The organism is Candidatus Burkholderia verschuerenii (genome assembly GCF_001189365.1).
Taxonomy (GTDB): Bacteria; Pseudomonadota; Gammaproteobacteria; order Burkholderiales; family Burkholderiaceae; genus Caballeronia; species Caballeronia verschuerenii.
The window spans coordinates 19,966-36,130 of the sequence record NZ_LFJJ01000033.1 but is presented as its reverse complement, the minus strand read 5'-3'; the positions used below and the strand labels follow the sequence as shown (position 1 = coordinate 36,130).

13 protein-coding genes and 2 pseudogenes are annotated in these 16,165 nt (G+C 62.8%); 7 read left to right on the top strand and 8 right to left on the bottom strand.

What is annotated here, in order from left to right; translation table 11 throughout:
• The 3 genes from BVER_RS29985 to BVER_RS09095 all read right to left on the bottom strand — a co-directional run.
• On the bottom strand, positions 1-510 hold a 510-nt coding region (locus BVER_RS29985; RefSeq protein ID WP_157055980.1), incomplete at its 3' end, for a response regulator.
• 460 nt (positions 511-970) lie between these two features.
• Positions 971-1,471, bottom strand: coding sequence for a single-stranded DNA-binding protein (locus BVER_RS09100; RefSeq protein WP_050453017.1), 501 nt, complete (start codon positions 1,469-1,471; stop codon positions 971-973).
• 117 nt (positions 1,472-1,588) lie between these two features.
• Positions 1,589-2,791: an MFS transporter gene (locus BVER_RS09095; protein WP_050453016.1), complete on the bottom strand. Its 1,203-nt coding sequence runs from the start codon at positions 2,789-2,791 to the stop codon at positions 1,589-1,591.
• 348 nt (positions 2,792-3,139) lie between these two features.
• Between BVER_RS09095 and uvrA the strand changes: the two genes are divergently transcribed.
• Complete coding sequence (uvrA, locus tag BVER_RS09090; RefSeq protein WP_050453015.1) at positions 3,140-6,013, top strand: excinuclease ABC subunit UvrA; 2,874 nt, start codon at positions 3,140-3,142, stop codon at positions 6,011-6,013.
• A gap of 85 nt (positions 6,014-6,098) precedes the next feature.
• Positions 6,099-7,190: an AI-2E family transporter gene (locus BVER_RS09085; RefSeq protein ID WP_050453014.1), complete on the top strand. Its 1,092-nt coding sequence runs from the start codon at positions 6,099-6,101 to the stop codon at positions 7,188-7,190.
• Positions 7,191-7,250: 60 nt separating this feature from the next.
• Here BVER_RS09085 and purU read toward each other — a convergent pair whose 3' ends face one another.
• The 5 genes and pseudogenes from purU to BVER_RS09060 all read right to left on the bottom strand — a co-directional run bounded on the left by purU (position 7,251) and on the right by BVER_RS09060 (position 12,245).
• Positions 7,251-8,120, bottom strand: a complete 870-nt coding sequence (purU, locus tag BVER_RS09080) for a formyltetrahydrofolate deformylase (protein ID WP_050453013.1) — start codon at positions 8,118-8,120, stop codon at positions 7,251-7,253.
• Between the two features lie 30 nt (positions 8,121-8,150).
• Positions 8,151-8,996: an NUDIX hydrolase gene (locus BVER_RS09075; protein ID WP_050453012.1), complete on the bottom strand. Its 846-nt coding sequence runs from the start codon at positions 8,994-8,996 to the stop codon at positions 8,151-8,153.
• Positions 8,997-9,011: 15 nt separating this feature from the next.
• On the bottom strand, positions 9,012-9,626 hold the full coding sequence (locus tag BVER_RS09070; protein ID WP_050453011.1) for a LysE family translocator: 615 nt from the start codon (positions 9,624-9,626) through the stop codon (positions 9,012-9,014).
• A gap of 1 nt (position 9,627) precedes the next feature.
• Entirely contained in the window at positions 9,628-10,194 is a 567-nt protein-coding gene (locus tag BVER_RS09065; protein WP_050453010.1) for an adenine phosphoribosyltransferase, read from the bottom strand.
• Positions 10,195-10,250: 56 nt separating this feature from the next.
• A pseudogene (locus BVER_RS09060) lies at positions 10,251-12,245 on the bottom strand (monovalent cation:proton antiporter family protein).
• A 161-nt stretch (positions 12,246-12,406) separates the two neighbouring features.
• Here BVER_RS09060 and kdsD point away from each other — a divergent pair.
• From kdsD to lptB, 5 genes and pseudogenes are all read left to right on the top strand, one after another.
• Positions 12,407-13,390 (top strand): arabinose 5-phosphate isomerase KdsD, encoded by a 984-nt coding sequence (gene kdsD / locus BVER_RS09055; RefSeq protein WP_050453009.1) that lies wholly within the window; start codon positions 12,407-12,409, stop codon positions 13,388-13,390.
• Positions 13,390-13,955 (top strand): annotated as a pseudogene (locus BVER_RS09050) (KdsC family phosphatase). Before kdsD ends, BVER_RS09050 begins: the two are co-directional and overlap by 1 nt.
• Positions 13,956-13,960: 5 nt before the next feature.
• Entirely contained in the window at positions 13,961-14,563 is a 603-nt protein-coding gene (gene lptC, locus BVER_RS09045; RefSeq protein ID WP_050453008.1) for an LPS export ABC transporter periplasmic protein LptC, read from the top strand.
• A 32-nt stretch (positions 14,564-14,595) separates the two neighbouring features.
• Positions 14,596-15,276 (top strand): lipopolysaccharide transport periplasmic protein LptA, encoded by a 681-nt coding sequence (lptA, locus tag BVER_RS09040; RefSeq protein WP_050453007.1) that lies wholly within the window; start codon positions 14,596-14,598, stop codon positions 15,274-15,276.
• A gap of 11 nt (positions 15,277-15,287) precedes the next feature.
• Positions 15,288-16,055 carry an LPS export ABC transporter ATP-binding protein gene (gene lptB, locus BVER_RS09035; RefSeq protein ID WP_198155207.1) on the top strand — a complete coding sequence of 256 codons (768 nt, stop codon included), beginning with the start codon at positions 15,288-15,290 and terminating at the stop codon, positions 16,053-16,055.
• The last annotated feature ends 110 nt before the right edge of the window (positions 16,056-16,165 follow it).

The window sequence follows — 16,165 nt, the reverse complement described above, 5'->3', positions numbered from 1 at the left end:
AGATCGATCATGGTGTCGAGGCGGCTGCGAAAGAAATCGGGCGTGCTCATCGGCGAAGTTCCAAACTCCCAGGAAACCATTCAGATCAATATTGCTTCTGGGAGTTCTGGGAAACACGATCTTCCGGGGCGGCCCCTTGCCACCCTTGACTTCGACTAATTCTGAAGGGCCGACTACGTATTCGATCGGCTCGGCCTTGTTGACGAGACTCATGGCGCCCGCGTTCAGAATGGAACGCAGGATGGCCACGTTGGTCACGCTCGTCAGCACGACGATGCCGATATGCGGCCACTCCTGCCGCACGCGGCGAATCAGCCGCAGGCCGTCGTGAGCGTCCTGCCCGGGTTCGGGCATGGCAAAGTCGGTGACGAGCACGTCGCACGGCTGGATCGACAGCACGGCGAGCAGACTGCTGACGTTGCTCGCCTCGCCGACGACTTCGACGCCGTCATCGAACGCGAACAGCGCCTTCATGCCGACGACCACAAAAGGATGATCGTCGGCCAACACTACGCGAAGCTTCAAGAGGCCCCCGATTGGTTCGTTTGTCTGGGAGAGTCGTTGTTGCCATGAACCGGCAAGCAGTATTCGCCATGCATTCAATTGACTGCATCGACCGAAGGAATATCTTGTTTGCACCGTGGGGTAAAACAAGCCCTTCAGCGGTTCGATCAATTAAATTGACTACAGGCAAATAAAATCGAACTCTTATTAGTCTAGGAATACTTACATTCAAAATAAAATGCAGGTATTTCGTAGACCATAAGATAAGTCCGATTACTCTCAACTCAGTCTTTACGAGTTAAGTCGGGGACGCGTTTAGACACGTCGAATAGAAGCTTATACGCAATCAGACGCAATAGGGGCTACGCACGGATAAATCAGAAACCGCCCCTAAGAAGCAACAAAGGCCTTCGACTCGATGCCGAAGGCCTTGTTAAATCGATTTTGCGACAACGAATCCGAACGATTAGAACGGAATGTCGTCGTCCATATTTTCGAAGCCGTCGTTTTGCGGCGGCGCTTTCTTCGGCGCGCGATTGCTCGACTGATCGCGACCGCCGCCACCACCACCACCGCCGTAACTATCCGATTGCGGCGCGCGGCTGTAACCCGCGTCGTCACCGCCGCCGGCACCGCGTCCGCCCAGCATTTGCATCTGGTCGGCGACGATTTCGGTCGAGTAGCGTTCCTGGCCGGATTGATCGGTCCATTTGCGCGTGCGAATGCGCCCTTCGATATAGACCGACGATCCCTTCTTCAGATAATCCCGAACGACTTCCGCGAGACGCCCGAAAAAGGCCACGCGATGCCATTCGGTGAGTTCCTTGAACTCGCCCGACGCCTTGTCGCGATAACGGTCCGTGGTCGCGAGGCGGATATTGGCCACGGCGTCGCCGCTCGGAAGGGAGCGGGTTTCCGGGTCGGCGCCCAGATTGCCCACGAGAATGACCTTGTTGACAGATGCCATAATTTCTCCAATAGATACCTTGCTTGCGTCAGCAATGCGGCGACATGCGTCCACTCATTCAAATAAGGGAAAACGAATGACGCCGCGCCGACTCGATACGGTTGATACAAAAATCTGTCAGGCCGAGCGTTCGCGCTTGCGCGGCGGCGGCTTCATGCGCGATGCCACCACCAGCCACGCCAGCACCAGCGCGGAGCACGTGTAGAACACCGCGCTCGGGCCGTCGACCTTCAGCAGCCAGCCGCCGACCACGCCGCCCAGCGCGAGACCGATGGACTGCGTCGTGTTGTACACGCCCGCCGCCGCACCCTTGCGCGTGCCCGGCGCGAGTTTCGACACCAGCGACGGCTGCGACACCTCCAGCACGTTGAAGCCGAGAAAGTACACGAACAGGATCGCGGCCACAGACCATAGCGTATGGGGTGCCGCGCCTAATAACAACTGTCCGATCAGGATAAGCAAAATGGCACTCAGCATGACGATTTTCATCTTGCCGCGCTTCTCGGCGGCGATGATCGCCGGCACCATCATCACGAAAGCGAGCGCCATCACGGGCAAATAAATCTTCCAGTGCGATGCGACCGGCAGGCCGCCCGCCTCCAGAATGCGCGGCACGACCAGAAACAGCGCGGTCTGCGTCGCGTGCAGCACCAGCACGCCAAAGTTCAGACGCAACAGCTCGACGTTGTGCAGCACTTCGGCGAACGGCGCCTTGACGTGGACGGGCGGCGTCGGCGCATCGGGGACGATCCACACCACCACGCCCACCGCGAGGATCGACAGCACGCCGATCACCGTAAATAAGCCGCTCATGCCGACCCAATGGAACACGATCGGCGCGTCGACGATCGCCACGGCGAACGAGATGCCGATGCTGCCGCCGACCATTGCCATCGCCTTGGTGCGGTTTTCTTCGTGCGTCAGGTCCGCGATGAACGCGATCACCGCCGACGACACCGCGCCCATGCCCTGAATCACCCGCCCGGCGATGATCCACGCCATCGAGTGCCCGATCGCGGCGACGAAGCTGCCGAGCGCGAACACCAGCAGGCCGAACGCGATGACCGGCTTGCGGCCGAGCTTGTCGGAAATCCATCCGTAGAAGATGTAGAGCATCGATTGCGTGACGCCGTACGCGCCGAGCGCGATGCCGACGAGCAGGACGTTGTCGCCGCCGGGAATCGTTTTCGCGTAGATCGAAAACACCGGCATGATCATGAACAGACCGAGCATGCGCAGCGCGAAGATGGCGGCGAGCGACACGGTCGCGCGCAATTCCGGCGCGCTCAGACGTGTGGACGTGGCAGACGGATTGGACATCAGAAACGGGAAATGGATGAGGATGGCGTCGTGCCCGGCTGGTGGGGATACCGGCTCGGCCGCCTTGTTATTGCTCTGAATGGTACCAGATCAGACGCACTGCCGGCCGCGTCGCGCAGCCCGCGCACATTGCCGGCAAGCCCCCGCGCCGGCCCTCGGTGCCCCTTGCGCGCCCTCGCCCTGATGGCGCGGGCGCCGCGCCCTGCAAAAGTCGTTATAGTAGCAGGTTTGGCCCCCTTCACTTTCCGCAACCAGCAGAGCAAACCGGTACGGACGAGGTACGAGTAGGACCAGGCCGGCACAAAACCGCGCGGCTGAATCGCACGGAACATACTCGCGGAAAAACTCGTGGAAGAAATTCGTATTCGTGGGGCACGCACCCACAATCTGAAGAACGTCAATCTCGACTTGCCGCGACACAAGCTGATCGTGATCACGGGGTTGTCCGGGTCGGGCAAGTCGTCGCTTGCATTCGACACGCTTTACGCGGAAGGCCAGCGCCGTTACGTGGAAAGTCTGTCCGCTTACGCCCGGCAGTTTCTCCAGCTGATGGAAAAGCCCGACGTCGATCTGATCGAAGGCTTGTCGCCGGCTATTTCGATCGAACAGAAGGCGACGTCGCACAATCCGCGTTCGACGGTCGGAACCGTCACGGAAATTCACGATTACCTGCGTCTGCTGTATGCGCGCGTCGGCACGCCTTATTGCCCGGATCACCTGATTCCGCTCGAGGCGCAAAGCGTCTCGCAAATGGTCGACGCCGCGCTCGCGTTGCCCGAGGAAACCAAGCTGATGATCCTCGCGCCGGTCGTCGCCGATCGCAAGGGCGAGCACGTCGAACTGTTCGAGGAGATGCAGGCGCAGGGTTTCATCCGCTTTCGCATCCGTTCGGGCGGCGGCACGGCGAACGAAGGCGAAGCCAAAATCTACGAAGTCGATTCGCTGCCGAAGCTCAAGAAGAACGACAAGCACACCATCGACGTGGTGATCGACCGGCTGAAAGTGCGCCCGGACATGAAGCAGCGGCTGGCGGAATCGTTCGAAACGGCGCTGCGTCTCGCCGATGGCCGCGCCATCGCGCTGGAAATGGACACGGAACAGGAAAAGCTCTTCAGTTCCAAGTTCGCATGCCCGATCTGCTCGTATTCGCTGCCGGAACTCGAGCCTCGCCTGTTTTCGTTCAATAACCCGATGGGCGCGTGCCCGGAATGCGACGGTCTCGGTCAAATAACCTTTTTCGATCCGAAGCGCGTGGTCGCGCATCCGTCGCTGTCGCTGGCGGCGGGCGCGGTGAAGGGCTGGGACCGGCGCAACCAGTTCTACTTCCAGATGCTGCAAAGTCTCGCGGCGTTCTACGAGTTCGATATCGACGCGGCGTTCGAAGAACTGCCGGAAAAAGTCCGCAAGACGCTGCTCTACGGTTCCGGCAAACAGGTGATTCCGTTCTCGTACATCAACGAGCGCGGGCGCGCGTCGGTGCGCGAGCATGCCTTCGAAGGGATCATCCCGAATCTGGAGCGGCGTTATCGCGAGACGGATTCCGCCGCCGTGCGCGAAGAACTTGCGAAGTATCAGAACAACCAGGCGTGTCCGGCCTGCGACGGCACGCGTCTGCGTCGCGAGGCGCGCTTCGTGAAAGTCGGCGCGGGCGACGACGCGCGCGGCATCTACGAAATCAGCGGCTGGCCGCTGCGCGATGCGCTCGGCTATTTCCAGACGCTGCGTCTGGAAGGCGCGAAAGGCGAAATCGCCGACAAGGTGATCAAGGAGATCGTCGCGCGACTGTCGTTTCTGAATAACGTCGGGCTGGATTATCTGTCGCTCGAACGCAGCGCGGAGACGCTGTCCGGCGGCGAAGCGCAGCGGATTCGCCTTGCCTCGCAGATCGGTTCCGGGCTGACGGGCGTGATGTACGTGCTCGACGAACCGTCCATCGGCCTGCATCAGCGCGATAACGACCGGCTCATCGCCACGCTCAAGCATCTGCGCGATATCGGCAATTCGGTGATCGTCGTCGAGCACGACGAGGACATGATCCGCATGGCCGATTACGTCGTCGACATGGGTCCGGGCGCGGGCGAGCACGGCGGCGTGATCGTCGCGCAGGGCACGCCGGATCAGGTGCAGAAGGACGCCAATTCGATCACCGGGCAGTATCTGTCGGGCAAGCGGACCATCGGCTATCCGGAAAAACGCAATCAGCCGGACGAGCGGCAGCTTCGCATCGTCGAGGCGCACGGCAACAATCTGAAGCGCGTGACGCTCGATCTGCCGGTCGGGCTGCTGACGTGCATCACCGGCGTGTCGGGCTCGGGCAAGTCGACGCTCATCAACGACACGCTTCAGCATGCGGTGGCGCAGCATCTGTACGGATCGTCGACGGAGCCGGCGCCTTACGAGTCGATCGAAGGCCTCGAACACTTCGACAAAGTGATCGCCGTCGATCAGTCGCCGATCGGACGCACGCCGCGCTCGAATCCGGCCACTTACACCGGACTGTTCACGCCCATCCGCGAACTGTTCGCGGGCGTGCCGGCGGCGAAGGAACGCGGCTACGATCCGGGCCGCTTCTCGTTCAACGTCAAGGGCGGACGCTGCGAAGCCTGTCAGGGCGACGGCGTGATCAAGGTCGAGATGCACTTTCTGCCGGATGTCTACGTTCCGTGCGACGTCTGCCACGGCAAGCGCTACAACCGCGAAACGCTCGATATCCAGTACAAGGGCAAGAACATCAGCGAAGTGCTGGACCTGACCGTCGAAGCCGCGCACGAGTTCTTCAGGCCGGTTCCGGTCGTCGCGCGCAAGCTGAAAACCTTGCTGGACGTGGGTCTCGGCTATATCCGGCTCGGCCAGTCGGCGACCACGCTGTCGGGCGGCGAAGCGCAGCGCGTCAAGCTTTCGCTGGAACTGAGCAAGCGCGATACCGGTCGGACGCTGTACATCCTCGACGAACCGACGACCGGATTGCACTTTCATGACATCGCATTGCTGTTGGAAGTCATCCATCGACTGCGAGATCAGGGCAACACGGTGGTCATCATCGAGCATAATCTCGACGTGATCAAAACCGCTGACTGGGTCATCGATCTCGGACCGGAAGGCGGCGCTGGCGGCGGGCAGATCATCGCTCAGGGCACGCCGGAGCAGGTCGCGAAATCGAAAGCGAGCTTTACCGGCCGATATCTGGCACCCTTGCTGCAACGGCCGAAGTCCGCGGCGTGAGTTCCGTGCGAATGCTGCGGAGCCGCCCGACCCCACCGCAGCATTCGCACCAACCGTTGTAAGCAGCAGGAGATAGAACGCAGTCATGGCGAAGCGCAACGAAGCGGCCAACGAGGAGCAGCGCGTGCGGGACATGCCCGCCCGTCCCGTCAGGCTGACGAGCGACATGAGCATGCCGAAGCTGTCGGCGGTGGAAATCGGCAGCTATCTGCTCGCGTTCGCCGCCATGTGGCTCACGCTCCAGCTCAAGCTGCTCGGCGGCCTGCTCGCAGGCATGCTGGTATTTCAACTCGTTCACATGATCGCGCCGCTGATCGAGCGCCACGTCATGAGCCGTGGCGCGCGGCTAATTTCGGTCGGGCTGATCTCGGCGATCATCATCGGCGGGCTGACGGGCGCGACCATCGCCACCATCGAGCATTTCGAGCACGACGTCCCGAGCCTGCAAAAATTGCTCGACCAGCTGATGAACATCACGTCCAGCGCGCGTCTGCGCGTGCCGGACTGGATCGCGAACTATCTGCCGGTCGACGCCGGCCAGCTGAAGGACAAAGCCACCGAACTGATGCACCAGCACGCCGAGATGCTTCAGCAAGGCGGCAAGGAAATGGCGCGCGGGCTCGGGCATATCGTGATCGGCATGATCATCGGGGCGATCATCGCGGTCAGCGCGCCGCGCGTGTCGCATCATCGCCTGCCGCTGTCCACGGCGCTGGTCGCGCGCGTTTCGCGCTTTTCCGACGCGTTTCGCCGCATCGTGTTCGCGCAGATCAAGATTTCCGCGATCAACGCCGTGTTCACCGCGCTGTATCTGCTGGTCGCGCTGCCGATCTTTCACGAGCGCATCCCGCTGTCCAAGACGCTGGTGCTGATCACCTTCCTCGTCGGCTTGCTGCCGGTGATCGGCCATCTCATCTCGAATACGATCATCGTCGCGATTTCGCTGTCATTGTCGTTCGGCACGGCAGTGGCGTCGCTGGCGTTTCTGATCGTCATCCACAAGCTGGAATACTTCCTGAACGCGCGGATCATCGGCGGACAGATCGAGGCGCGCGCGTGGGAACTGCTGCTGGCGATGCTCGCGATGGAAGCCGCTTTCGGCCTGCCCGGCGTGATCGCCGCGCCGATTTTCTATGCGTATATCAAGCGCGAGCTGATTTATCTGCGGCTCGTCTGAGCGAACAAGCCAACAAAAAAGCCCGCCGAAGCGGGCTTTTTTTCGCCGAAGCAAAACGCCTTAGCGAAACACCACCGTCTTGTGCCCGTTCAGCACGATGCGATGCTCCACATGCCACTTCACCGCGCGCGCCAGCGTCACGCATTCGACGTCGCGGCCGATCGCCGTCAGTTGATCCGGCGTCATGTTGTGATCGACGCGCTCCACTTCCTGCTCGATGATCGGGCCTTCGTCGAGATCCGACGTCACGTAATGCGCGGTTGCGCCGATCAGCTTCACGCCGCGATCGAACGCCTGATAGTACGGCTTCGCGCCCTTGAAACTCGGCAGGAACGAGTGATGGATATTGATCGCGCGGCCCGCGAGTTTCTCGCACATGTCGGCCGACAGAATCTGCATGTAGCGCGCGAGCACGACGAGATCGGTGTCGTGCTGATCGACGATGTCGAGGACGCGCGCTTCCTGCGCGGCCTTCGCCTCGGGCGTGCCGTTCAGCAGCGGCAGATGATGAAACGGAATGTCGTAGCTCGCGGCGAGCTGATAAAAATCCTTGTGATTCGAGATGATCGCCGGAATCTCGATCGGCAATTGCCCGGTGCGATAGCGGAACAGCAGATCGTTCAGACAATGCCCGATCTTCGACACCATGATCACGACGCGCGGCTTGACCGACGCATCGTGCAATTCCCAGCGCATGCCGAACTCGTCGGCGAGTTCGCCGAACGCCTTGCGCAGCGCCTCGACGCCGGGATCGCCGCCGACTTCCTGGAAATGCACGCGCATGAAGAATTCGCCGGTGTGGCTGTCGCCGAACTGCGCGGAATCGAGAATATTCGCGCCGCGATTGAACAGGAAGCCGGAGACCGCATGCACGATTCCCGGACGGTCCGGGCACGACAACTTCAGATAAAAACTATGTTCGGTCGACATGGACCTGTCCTCGTTCGATGCTTGTGATGTTCAGATGGCCGGCGGCGCGTACAGCGCCGCGATGCCGTCGCAGGCGTCGGCGTCGATCCACTGGCGGCGCAGCAGGCAATCGAGCGTGGCGATGCTGGCATCGACGGTGAGCCGGCCTTCCTCGATCCAGCGCGCCACGTCGTCGATGCGCGCCAGCCGATGCTCGCCGACTTCGCCGTCCTGATTGCGCGGCGTGAAGCCTTCCGGCAGCAGCACGTCGTAGACATAGATCAGCTCGGCCTGCGTGCCTTCGGGCAGCGATTGCAGCACGTAAAACGCGCCGCCGCGTTCGGCGCTCTGCGCGAGTTCGGCGGACATGCCGGCTTCTTCCCAGCATTCCTTCACCAGCGTCGCCTCGATGCCGATGCCCCAGCCGATCCCGCCCGCGACCACGTTGTCCAGCATGCCGGGATCGGTGGCCTTGGTGTCGGCGCGGCGCGCGATCCACAGTTTCGGCGCGCGATCACGATATTTTACGATGCCGTTCAGATGCACCGCGTAGGTCATCGTGCCGAAGAAGCGCGACGCCGCGCGCTCGATAAACGCCAGCGGCGGCGCGTCGAAGTTGTTGCGGATCGCGTAGGTTTCGTTGAGCCAGCCGGGAATCCGGCCGTCCGCGTGCAATGCGCCGATCACCGCGCCGAGCGCGGCGCTGCGGGAATCGGCATCCGCGAGCGACGCGGACAGGCGCACCGCCGCGTCGTCGATGTCGAACACGTCGGGCCAGCGGCGCAGCGCGTCCACGTCGGTGCGGCGAATCCAGCCGACACGCTCATCGCCGATGAAGAACGGCGCGTGGGCAGCGGCATCGAAACGGCGGGCGGCGGAAATCGCGGGCAAGGTCATAGGAAAAGGAGAAGATCAGTCGCGCAGCGCGACGCGAATGCCGAGCGCGATAAAGGTCACGCCCGCGAGCCGGTCGAGCCACACGCCCACGCGCGGACGGCGCTTCAGCCAAGCGCCGATCATCCCTGCGCCGATGCCGAACGCGGAAAACACCACGACCGTTTGCAGCATGAACACACCGCCGAGTTCGAACATTTGCAGCATGACGCTTTGCGCGCCGTGCGGATCGACGAACTGCGGCAGGAACACGATGAAAAACAGCGTCACTTTCGGGTTCAGCATGTTGCCGATCACGCTTTGCCGGAACACGGTCGAAAGCGGCTGGGCCGGTCGTTCGTGCGCGGTCGCGAGTCCGTGACTGCGCAGCGCCTTGATGCCGATCCACACCAGATACGCCGCGCCCGCGAATTTGACGGCCTGGAACGCCATCGGCGACGAACGCAGCAGCGCCGCGATGCCGAGCGCCGCAAGCGTCGTGTGAAAAATCACGCCGCACGCGAAGCCGAACGCCGCCACCACGCCCGCGAGCCGTCCTTGCGAGATGCCGCGCGCCAGCACTTGCAGATTGTCCGGCCCCGGCGCGAGCGTGATCGCAACCGACGCCGCGAGGAAAAGCATCAGATTCGGCATCTCAATGTCCCGCGAATTCGCAGACGGTATAGAGCGGCACGCCGGCTTCGCGCAGCAGCGTCGAGCCGCCGAGATCCGGCAGATCGATGATCGCCGCCGCTTCCACCACTGTCGCGCCGAGCCGTTCGAGCAGAATCTTGCCGGCCATCATCGTGCCGCCGGTCGCGACCAGATCGTCGACCAGCACGATGCGATCGCCCGGCTTGCACGCGTCTTCGTGGATTTCGACGGTCGCGCTGCCGTATTCGAGCTCGTACGATTGCGAAATCGTCTTGTACGGCAGCTTGCCCTTCTTGCGGATCGGCACGAAACCGAGGCTCAGCTCATACGCCAGAATCGGCCCGATGATAAAGCCGCGCGCATCCAGACCGGCGATGGCGTCGAGCTTGGCGTCGATGTAACGCTGCACGAACAGGTCGATCAGCGTGCGCAGCGCGCGGCGATCCTGCAAAACCGGCGTGATATCGCGAAACTGCACGCCGGGTTGCGGCCAATCGTCGACCGTGCGGACGCGTTCCTGGATGAAACGCGCGGCATCGAGCCGGGCGTTCGAGAGAGATTGAGACATGACTTCTCCGGAGTCCGCGCGTCTGGGGCGCGGCTGCCTTCAGATGAAAAGATGAGTTACGCCGCCCGGCGATTGCGCGACAGCCGTTCTTCGGCTTGCGCCAGCACTTCGGGCAGGCCGCGCAGAACGACGATGTCCTTCGCGCGCAGCTTGGTATCGGGGTCGGGTTCGACGCCCCGGATGCCGTGGCGCCGGATCGCGGTCACCTCGACACCCCGACCGACCAGTCCGAGATCGTCGAGCGAATGCCCGACGGCTTCGGAATTTTCGTCGATCGGTACCGATTGTAGCCGCACCTGATCGTGGCCATCGTCATCATTGTTGTCATCCGCGCCGTGGAAGTAACCGCGGAGCAGACTGTAGCGCGCATCGCGCATTTCCTCGACGCGGCGCACCACGCGGCGCATCGGCACGCCCATCAGCACCAGCGTGTGCGACGCGAGCATCAGACTGCCTTCGACGATTTCCGGAATCACTTCCGTCGCGCCCGCCGCCGTGAGCTTTTCGAGATCGGCGTCGTCGACCGTGCGCACGATCACCGGCAGCGTCGGCTCGAGTTCGTGGATGTTGTGCAGCACGCGCATCGCCGACGGCGTGTTGGCGTAAGTGATCGCTACTGCCGCCGCGCGATGCAGACCCGCCGCCAGCAGCGATTCGCGCCGTCCGGCATCGCCGAACACGACCGATTCGCCCGCCGCCGCCGCTGCCGCGACGCGATCCGGATCAAGGTCGAGCGCGACGTAGGAAATGCCTTCCTGCTCCAGCATGCGCGCGAGGTTCTGCCCGGCGCAGGCATAACCGCAGATGATCACGTGGCCGCTCTGTTTCAGACTTTGCGTCGCGATCTTCGTCATTTGCAGCGATTGCAACATCCATTCAGTGGAGGACAGCCGCAACACGATCCGGTCCATGCTCTGGATGATGAACGGCGCGGCGAGCATCGACAGCAGCATCGCGGCGAGGATGGCCTGGAGAATGGTCGAATCGACGAGATGCGAATCGAGAATCAGGTTCAGCAGCACGAAACCGAATTCGCCCGCCTGCGCGAGCCCGAGCCCCGTGCGCATGGACACGCCTTGCGGCGAGCCGAACAGCCGCGCGAGTCCGGTGATCATCACGGCCTTCAGCAGAATCGGCACGATGAAAAAGCCGAGCACCAGAAACGGATGCTCCCAGATCACGCGCGGATTCAGCAGAATGCCGGTCGTGACGAAAAACAGCCCGAGCAGCACGTCGCGGAACGGCTTGATGTCCTCTTCCACCTGATGCACGTACGGCGTCTCGGAAATCAGCATCCCTGCGATAAACGCGCCCAGCGCCAGCGACAAACCGAACTTGTCCGTGATGAACGCCGCGCCCAGCGTGACCAGCAAGAGGTTCAGCATGAACAGCTCTTGCGAACGCCGCCGCGCGACCAGATCGAACCAGCGCGTCATGAACTTCTGGCCGATGAACAACAGCAGCGTCAGCGCGACGACGATCTTGATCGCCGCGATGCCGAGCCACATGGCGAGTTGCGACGAATTGCCGTTGCCAAACGCCGCGATGATGATCAGCAGCGGCACCACCGCCAGATCCTGAAACAGCAGCACGCCGAAGATATTGCGCCCGTGTTCCGATTCGAGTTCGAGCCGCTCCGCCAGCAGCTTGCTGACGATCGCCGTCGACGACATCGACAGCGCGCCGCCGAGCGCGAAGCTCGCCTGCCACGACATCTCGGTCCAGAAATGCGCGATTCAGCCGAAGATCATCGCGAGCGCAATGGTCGCGCCGACCTGGCTCGCGCCCAGCCCGAACACGATGCGCCGCATCGAGCTCAACTTGGAGAGCGAGAATTCGAGCCCGATGGAGAACATCAGGAACACGACGCCGAATTCGGCGAGATGCTGCGCGCGGTCGGTGTCCGGCGCGATCCCCGCCGCGTGCGGCCCGACGATGATGCCCACCGTCAGATAACCGAGCATCGGCGGCAGGTTGAAATAGCGGAAAACCACGACGCCGGCCACCGAGCACAGCAGCAGCAAAAGCGTCATTTCGAGCGGAGAGATCATCCGTCTAGCGTCCTCGTTCGCCGGCGTTCCTAAGCGCGTAATTCTTGGCGCCTCGGGAGTCGTGGAGAAGCCCGTGATGCCAGGGCTCGCGGGGGCGAATAGGCGGCGGCGCACCGGTCGCCGTCAGGGCGGCCAGGGTACGCCTTTGCTATACTCCGCGCATGATAGCGAAAATCAATGGCGACCGGGCGCTGGCGCTGGCTCGCAACGTAATTCAGATCGAAGCCGACGCCGTTCGCGGTCTCACAGAACTCCTCGACGATAACTTCTCCAACGCGGTCGACACGCTGCTCGGCTGCCGTGGACGCGTTGTCGTGTCGGGCATCGGCAAGTCTGGACACGTTGCGCGCAAGTTCGCGGCCACGCTTGCGAGTACCGGCACGCCCGCGTTCTTCGTGCATCCCGCCGAAGCGAGTCACGGCGACCTCGGCATGGTCACGTCGGACGACGTGTTCATCGCGTTGTCGAACTCGGGCGAGACCGAAGAACTCGTCGCTATTTTGCCGCTCATCAAGCGTCTCGGCGCAAAGCTGATCGCCATTACCGGACGGCAGGATTCGTCGCTCGCGCAACTCGCGGACATGCATCTGAACGTGCGCGTCGAGAAGGAAGCCTGCCCGATGAATCTCGCGCCCACGGCCAGCACGACCGCCGCGATGGCAATGGGCGACGCGCTCGCCGTCGCCGTGCTCGACGCACGCGGCTTCGGCCCGGACGATTTCGCGCGCTCGCATCCCGGCGGCGCGCTCGGCCGCCGATTGCTTACTTATGTACGTGACGTGATGCGCGTCGGCGACGAAGTGCCCATCGTGCCGCTCGACGCGACCATTTCGGACGCGCTGTTTCAGATCACCGACAAGCGCATGGGCATGACCGCCGTGATCAACGGCGATCGTCACGTCGAAGGTATCTTCACCGATGGCGACCTGCGCCGCGTGCTCCAGCGCGACGGCGACTTTCGCGCGCACAAGCTCGCCGATGTTATGACCCGTAATCCGCGCACGATCGGTCCGGACCATCTCGCGGTGGAAGCAGTGGAACTGATGGAGCGTTATCGCATCAATCAGATGCTGGTCGTGGATGCCGATTCGACGCTGATCGGCGCACTGAACATGCACGACCTCTTCTCCAAGAAGGTAATCTGATGGCGCAGAAGCCCTCCTCCGCCGCCCCGGCGCGCACGCCCGACGCGAGCGCCACCGACCGCGCGGCCCGCATCAAGCTGATGATCTTCGATGTCGACGGTGTCTTCACCGACGGCAGCCTCTACTTCACCGCCGAAGGCGACGCGATGAAGTCGTTCAATTCGCTCGACGGCCACGGCGTGAAGATGCTGCAGAAAGCCGGCATTCAGACGGCGATCATCACCGGGCGCAAGTCGGGCATCGTCGCGGCGCGCGCGAAGGAACTGGGCATCACGCATCTATATCAGGGCGTCGAAGACAAGACTGTGGCGTTGGCTGAATTGCAGGGCGCGACGGGAATCGGCGCGGACGCATGCGGCTACATGGGCGACGACTGGCCCGATCTCGCGGGCGCGGCTGCGGTTTCGCGGCCGCGCCCGCGAACGCACATCCCGAAGTGATTCAGCGCGTGCACTGGGTCGCAGAAGCGCGTGGCGGTCAGGGCGCGGTGCGCGAAGTCTGCGACGCGATCCTGCGTGCCCAGCAAAAATACGATGCGCTGCTCGCCGCGGCGCTCGGAGCGTAAGCATCATGGCGCGCCCCGGAAAGCTCGCCTCGCTCGTGCCGCTCGTCGCGATGGCGGCGCTCGCCGGCGGCACGTACTGGCTGCTGCAATCGAGCCTGCCGCCCGCGAAGCAATCCGCCGAACAGCCCAAGCGCCACACGGCGGACTATTTCGCGGACAACTTCTCCGTCTCCGAACTCGACACCACCGGCACGACGCAGTATCGCCTGACGGCCAAGTCGATGGTGCATTACGAGGACGACGAAAACAGCGACCTGACGCTCCCCGCGATGCGCATGTTCCAGCCGCAGAAGCCGCAGGTCACCGCGACCGCCGAGCGCGGCACGGTCAATTCCGACGTGTCGATCGTCGATCTCTACGACCATGCGCGCATTCTGCGTGCGCCGGGTTACGGCGATCCGCAGATGCAGGCAGATTCGCAGCATTTTCGCGTCTTGGTGAACGACGATGTCATCGAAACGGAAAAACCGGTTAGACTTCAGCGCGGTCCGTCGGTGATGACCGCCAACGGCATGAACTACAACAACGTCACCCGGGAAATGAAGCTTTACGGTAACGTGCGCGGCGCCATCGCCGCCTCGGATATCAACGGCGGCTCTTCCAAGTAATTCCCGGGCCATCCATTCCGAAGTGTGACTGCATGAACGAAAGCTTCCCTCGTCCCGATGGCAGCCCAGCGCGCGCAACGCTCGCGCGCCGCGTCGGGCGGACCGGGCTCGCGGCCATCGTCGCCGCGCTGCCGCTCGCGCTGATCGCGCCCGTGGCGCACGCCGAGAAGGCCGACCAGCAAAAGCCGCTCAATATCGAAGCGGACAACATGTCCTATGACGACCTGAACCAGAAGAACATCTTCACCGGGCATGTCGTCGCGACCAAGGGCACGATCGTCATCAAGGCGGATCGCGTCGAAGTCACGCAGGATCCGCAGGGTTATCAGTACGCCGTGGGTACGTCGTCCGGCAACAATCTGTCGTACTTCCGCCAGAAGCGCGACGGCGTGGACGAGTACATCGAAGGCAATGCCGTGCGAATCGACTACGACGGCAAGAATGACTTCACCAAGCTCACGACGCGCACCGTCGTGCGCCGTCTGCAAGGCCTGACCAAGGTGCAGGACGAAGTGCACGGCAGCGTCATCACGTACGACGGCCAGAAAGACTTCTACACGGCGAGCGCCGGCAAGGATCAGGCGAGCCCGGGCAATCCGTCTGGCCGCGTGCGCGCGATGCTCGCGCCGCGCAGCGGAGGCGACGCGCCGTTGAACGGGCCGCCCGCGAAGCTCGCGCCTTCGGACTCAATCAAAGGATCGCCGCAGCAGTGAACTCACCCGCCATGCCCCACCGCAAGCCGGAAGGCCAGTCGAGCACGCTCGTCGTCCGCAACCTGAAGAAGCGTTACGGCTCGCGCACCGTGGTCAAGGACGTCTCGCTCGACGTGAAGAGCGGCGAAGTGGTCGGCCTGCTCGGCCCGAACGGCGCGGGCAAGACGACCTCGTTCTATATGATCGTCGGCCTCGTGCCGCTCGATGCGGGCGAAATCGATCTCGACGGCAATTCCATCAGTCTGCTGCCGATTCACCAGCGCGCGCATCTCGGCCTGTCGTATCTGCCGCAGGAAGCGTCGGTGTTCCGCAAGCTCACGGTCGAGCAGAACATTCGCGCGGTGCTCGAACTGCAGACCGACGAATCCGGCAAGCGGCTGTCGAAAGACGCCATCACGCAGCGCGCCGAAGCGTTGCTCGACGAATTGCAGATCGGTCATTTGCGGGACAATCCGGCGCTGTCGCTGTCGGGCGGCGAGCGCCGCCGGGTGGAAATCGCGCGGGCGCTGGCGACCAATCCGGCCTTCATCCTGCTGGACGAGCCGTTCGCGGGCGTCGATCCGATCGCCGTGCTGGAAATTCAGAAAATCGTCAAGTTCCTGAAGCAGCGCAATATCGGCGTGCTCATCACGGACCACAACGTGCGCGAGACGCTGGGCATCTGCGATCACGCGTACATCATCAGCGACGGCAGCGTGCTGGCGGCCGGCGCGCCGGCGGAAATCATCGAAAACGAGAACGTGCGGCGCGTCTATCTGGGCGAACACTTCCGCATGTGACGCCGCGCCGCATCAAGCCGTGCAGCAAAACTTACGTGCCGCCCGCCCGGGTGGCACTTTTCTTTTTGGAATCGCCGCGAGGTTTCGCGCGCGTGGCAAACTCTCTACAA

Coding starts and splice junctions, on each gene's coding strand:
- lptA (WP_050453007.1), top strand. CDS start 14,596: ATGAACGAAAGCTTCCCTCGTCCCGATGGCAGCCCAGCGCGCGCAACG.
- BVER_RS09095 (WP_050453016.1), bottom strand. CDS start 2,791: ATGTCCAATCCGTCTGCCACGTCCACACGTCTGAGCGCGCCGGAATTG.
- BVER_RS09085 (WP_050453014.1), top strand. CDS start 6,099: ATGGCGAAGCGCAACGAAGCGGCCAACGAGGAGCAGCGCGTGCGGGAC.
- lptB (WP_198155207.1), top strand. CDS start 15,288: ATGCCCCACCGCAAGCCGGAAGGCCAGTCGAGCACGCTCGTCGTCCGC.
- BVER_RS09075 (WP_050453012.1), bottom strand. CDS start 8,996: ATGACCTTGCCCGCGATTTCCGCCGCCCGCCGTTTCGATGCCGCTGCC.
- BVER_RS09065 (WP_050453010.1), bottom strand. CDS start 10,194: ATGTCTCAATCTCTCTCGAACGCCCGGCTCGATGCCGCGCGTTTCATC.
- BVER_RS09070 (WP_050453011.1), bottom strand. CDS start 9,626: ATGCCGAATCTGATGCTTTTCCTCGCGGCGTCGGTTGCGATCACGCTC.
- kdsD (WP_050453009.1), top strand. CDS start 12,407: ATGATAGCGAAAATCAATGGCGACCGGGCGCTGGCGCTGGCTCGCAAC.
- lptC (WP_050453008.1), top strand. CDS start 13,961: ATGGCGCGCCCCGGAAAGCTCGCCTCGCTCGTGCCGCTCGTCGCGATG.
- purU (WP_050453013.1), bottom strand. CDS start 8,120: ATGTCGACCGAACATAGTTTTTATCTGAAGTTGTCGTGCCCGGACCGT.
- BVER_RS09100 (WP_050453017.1), bottom strand. CDS start 1,471: ATGGCATCTGTCAACAAGGTCATTCTCGTGGGCAATCTGGGCGCCGAC.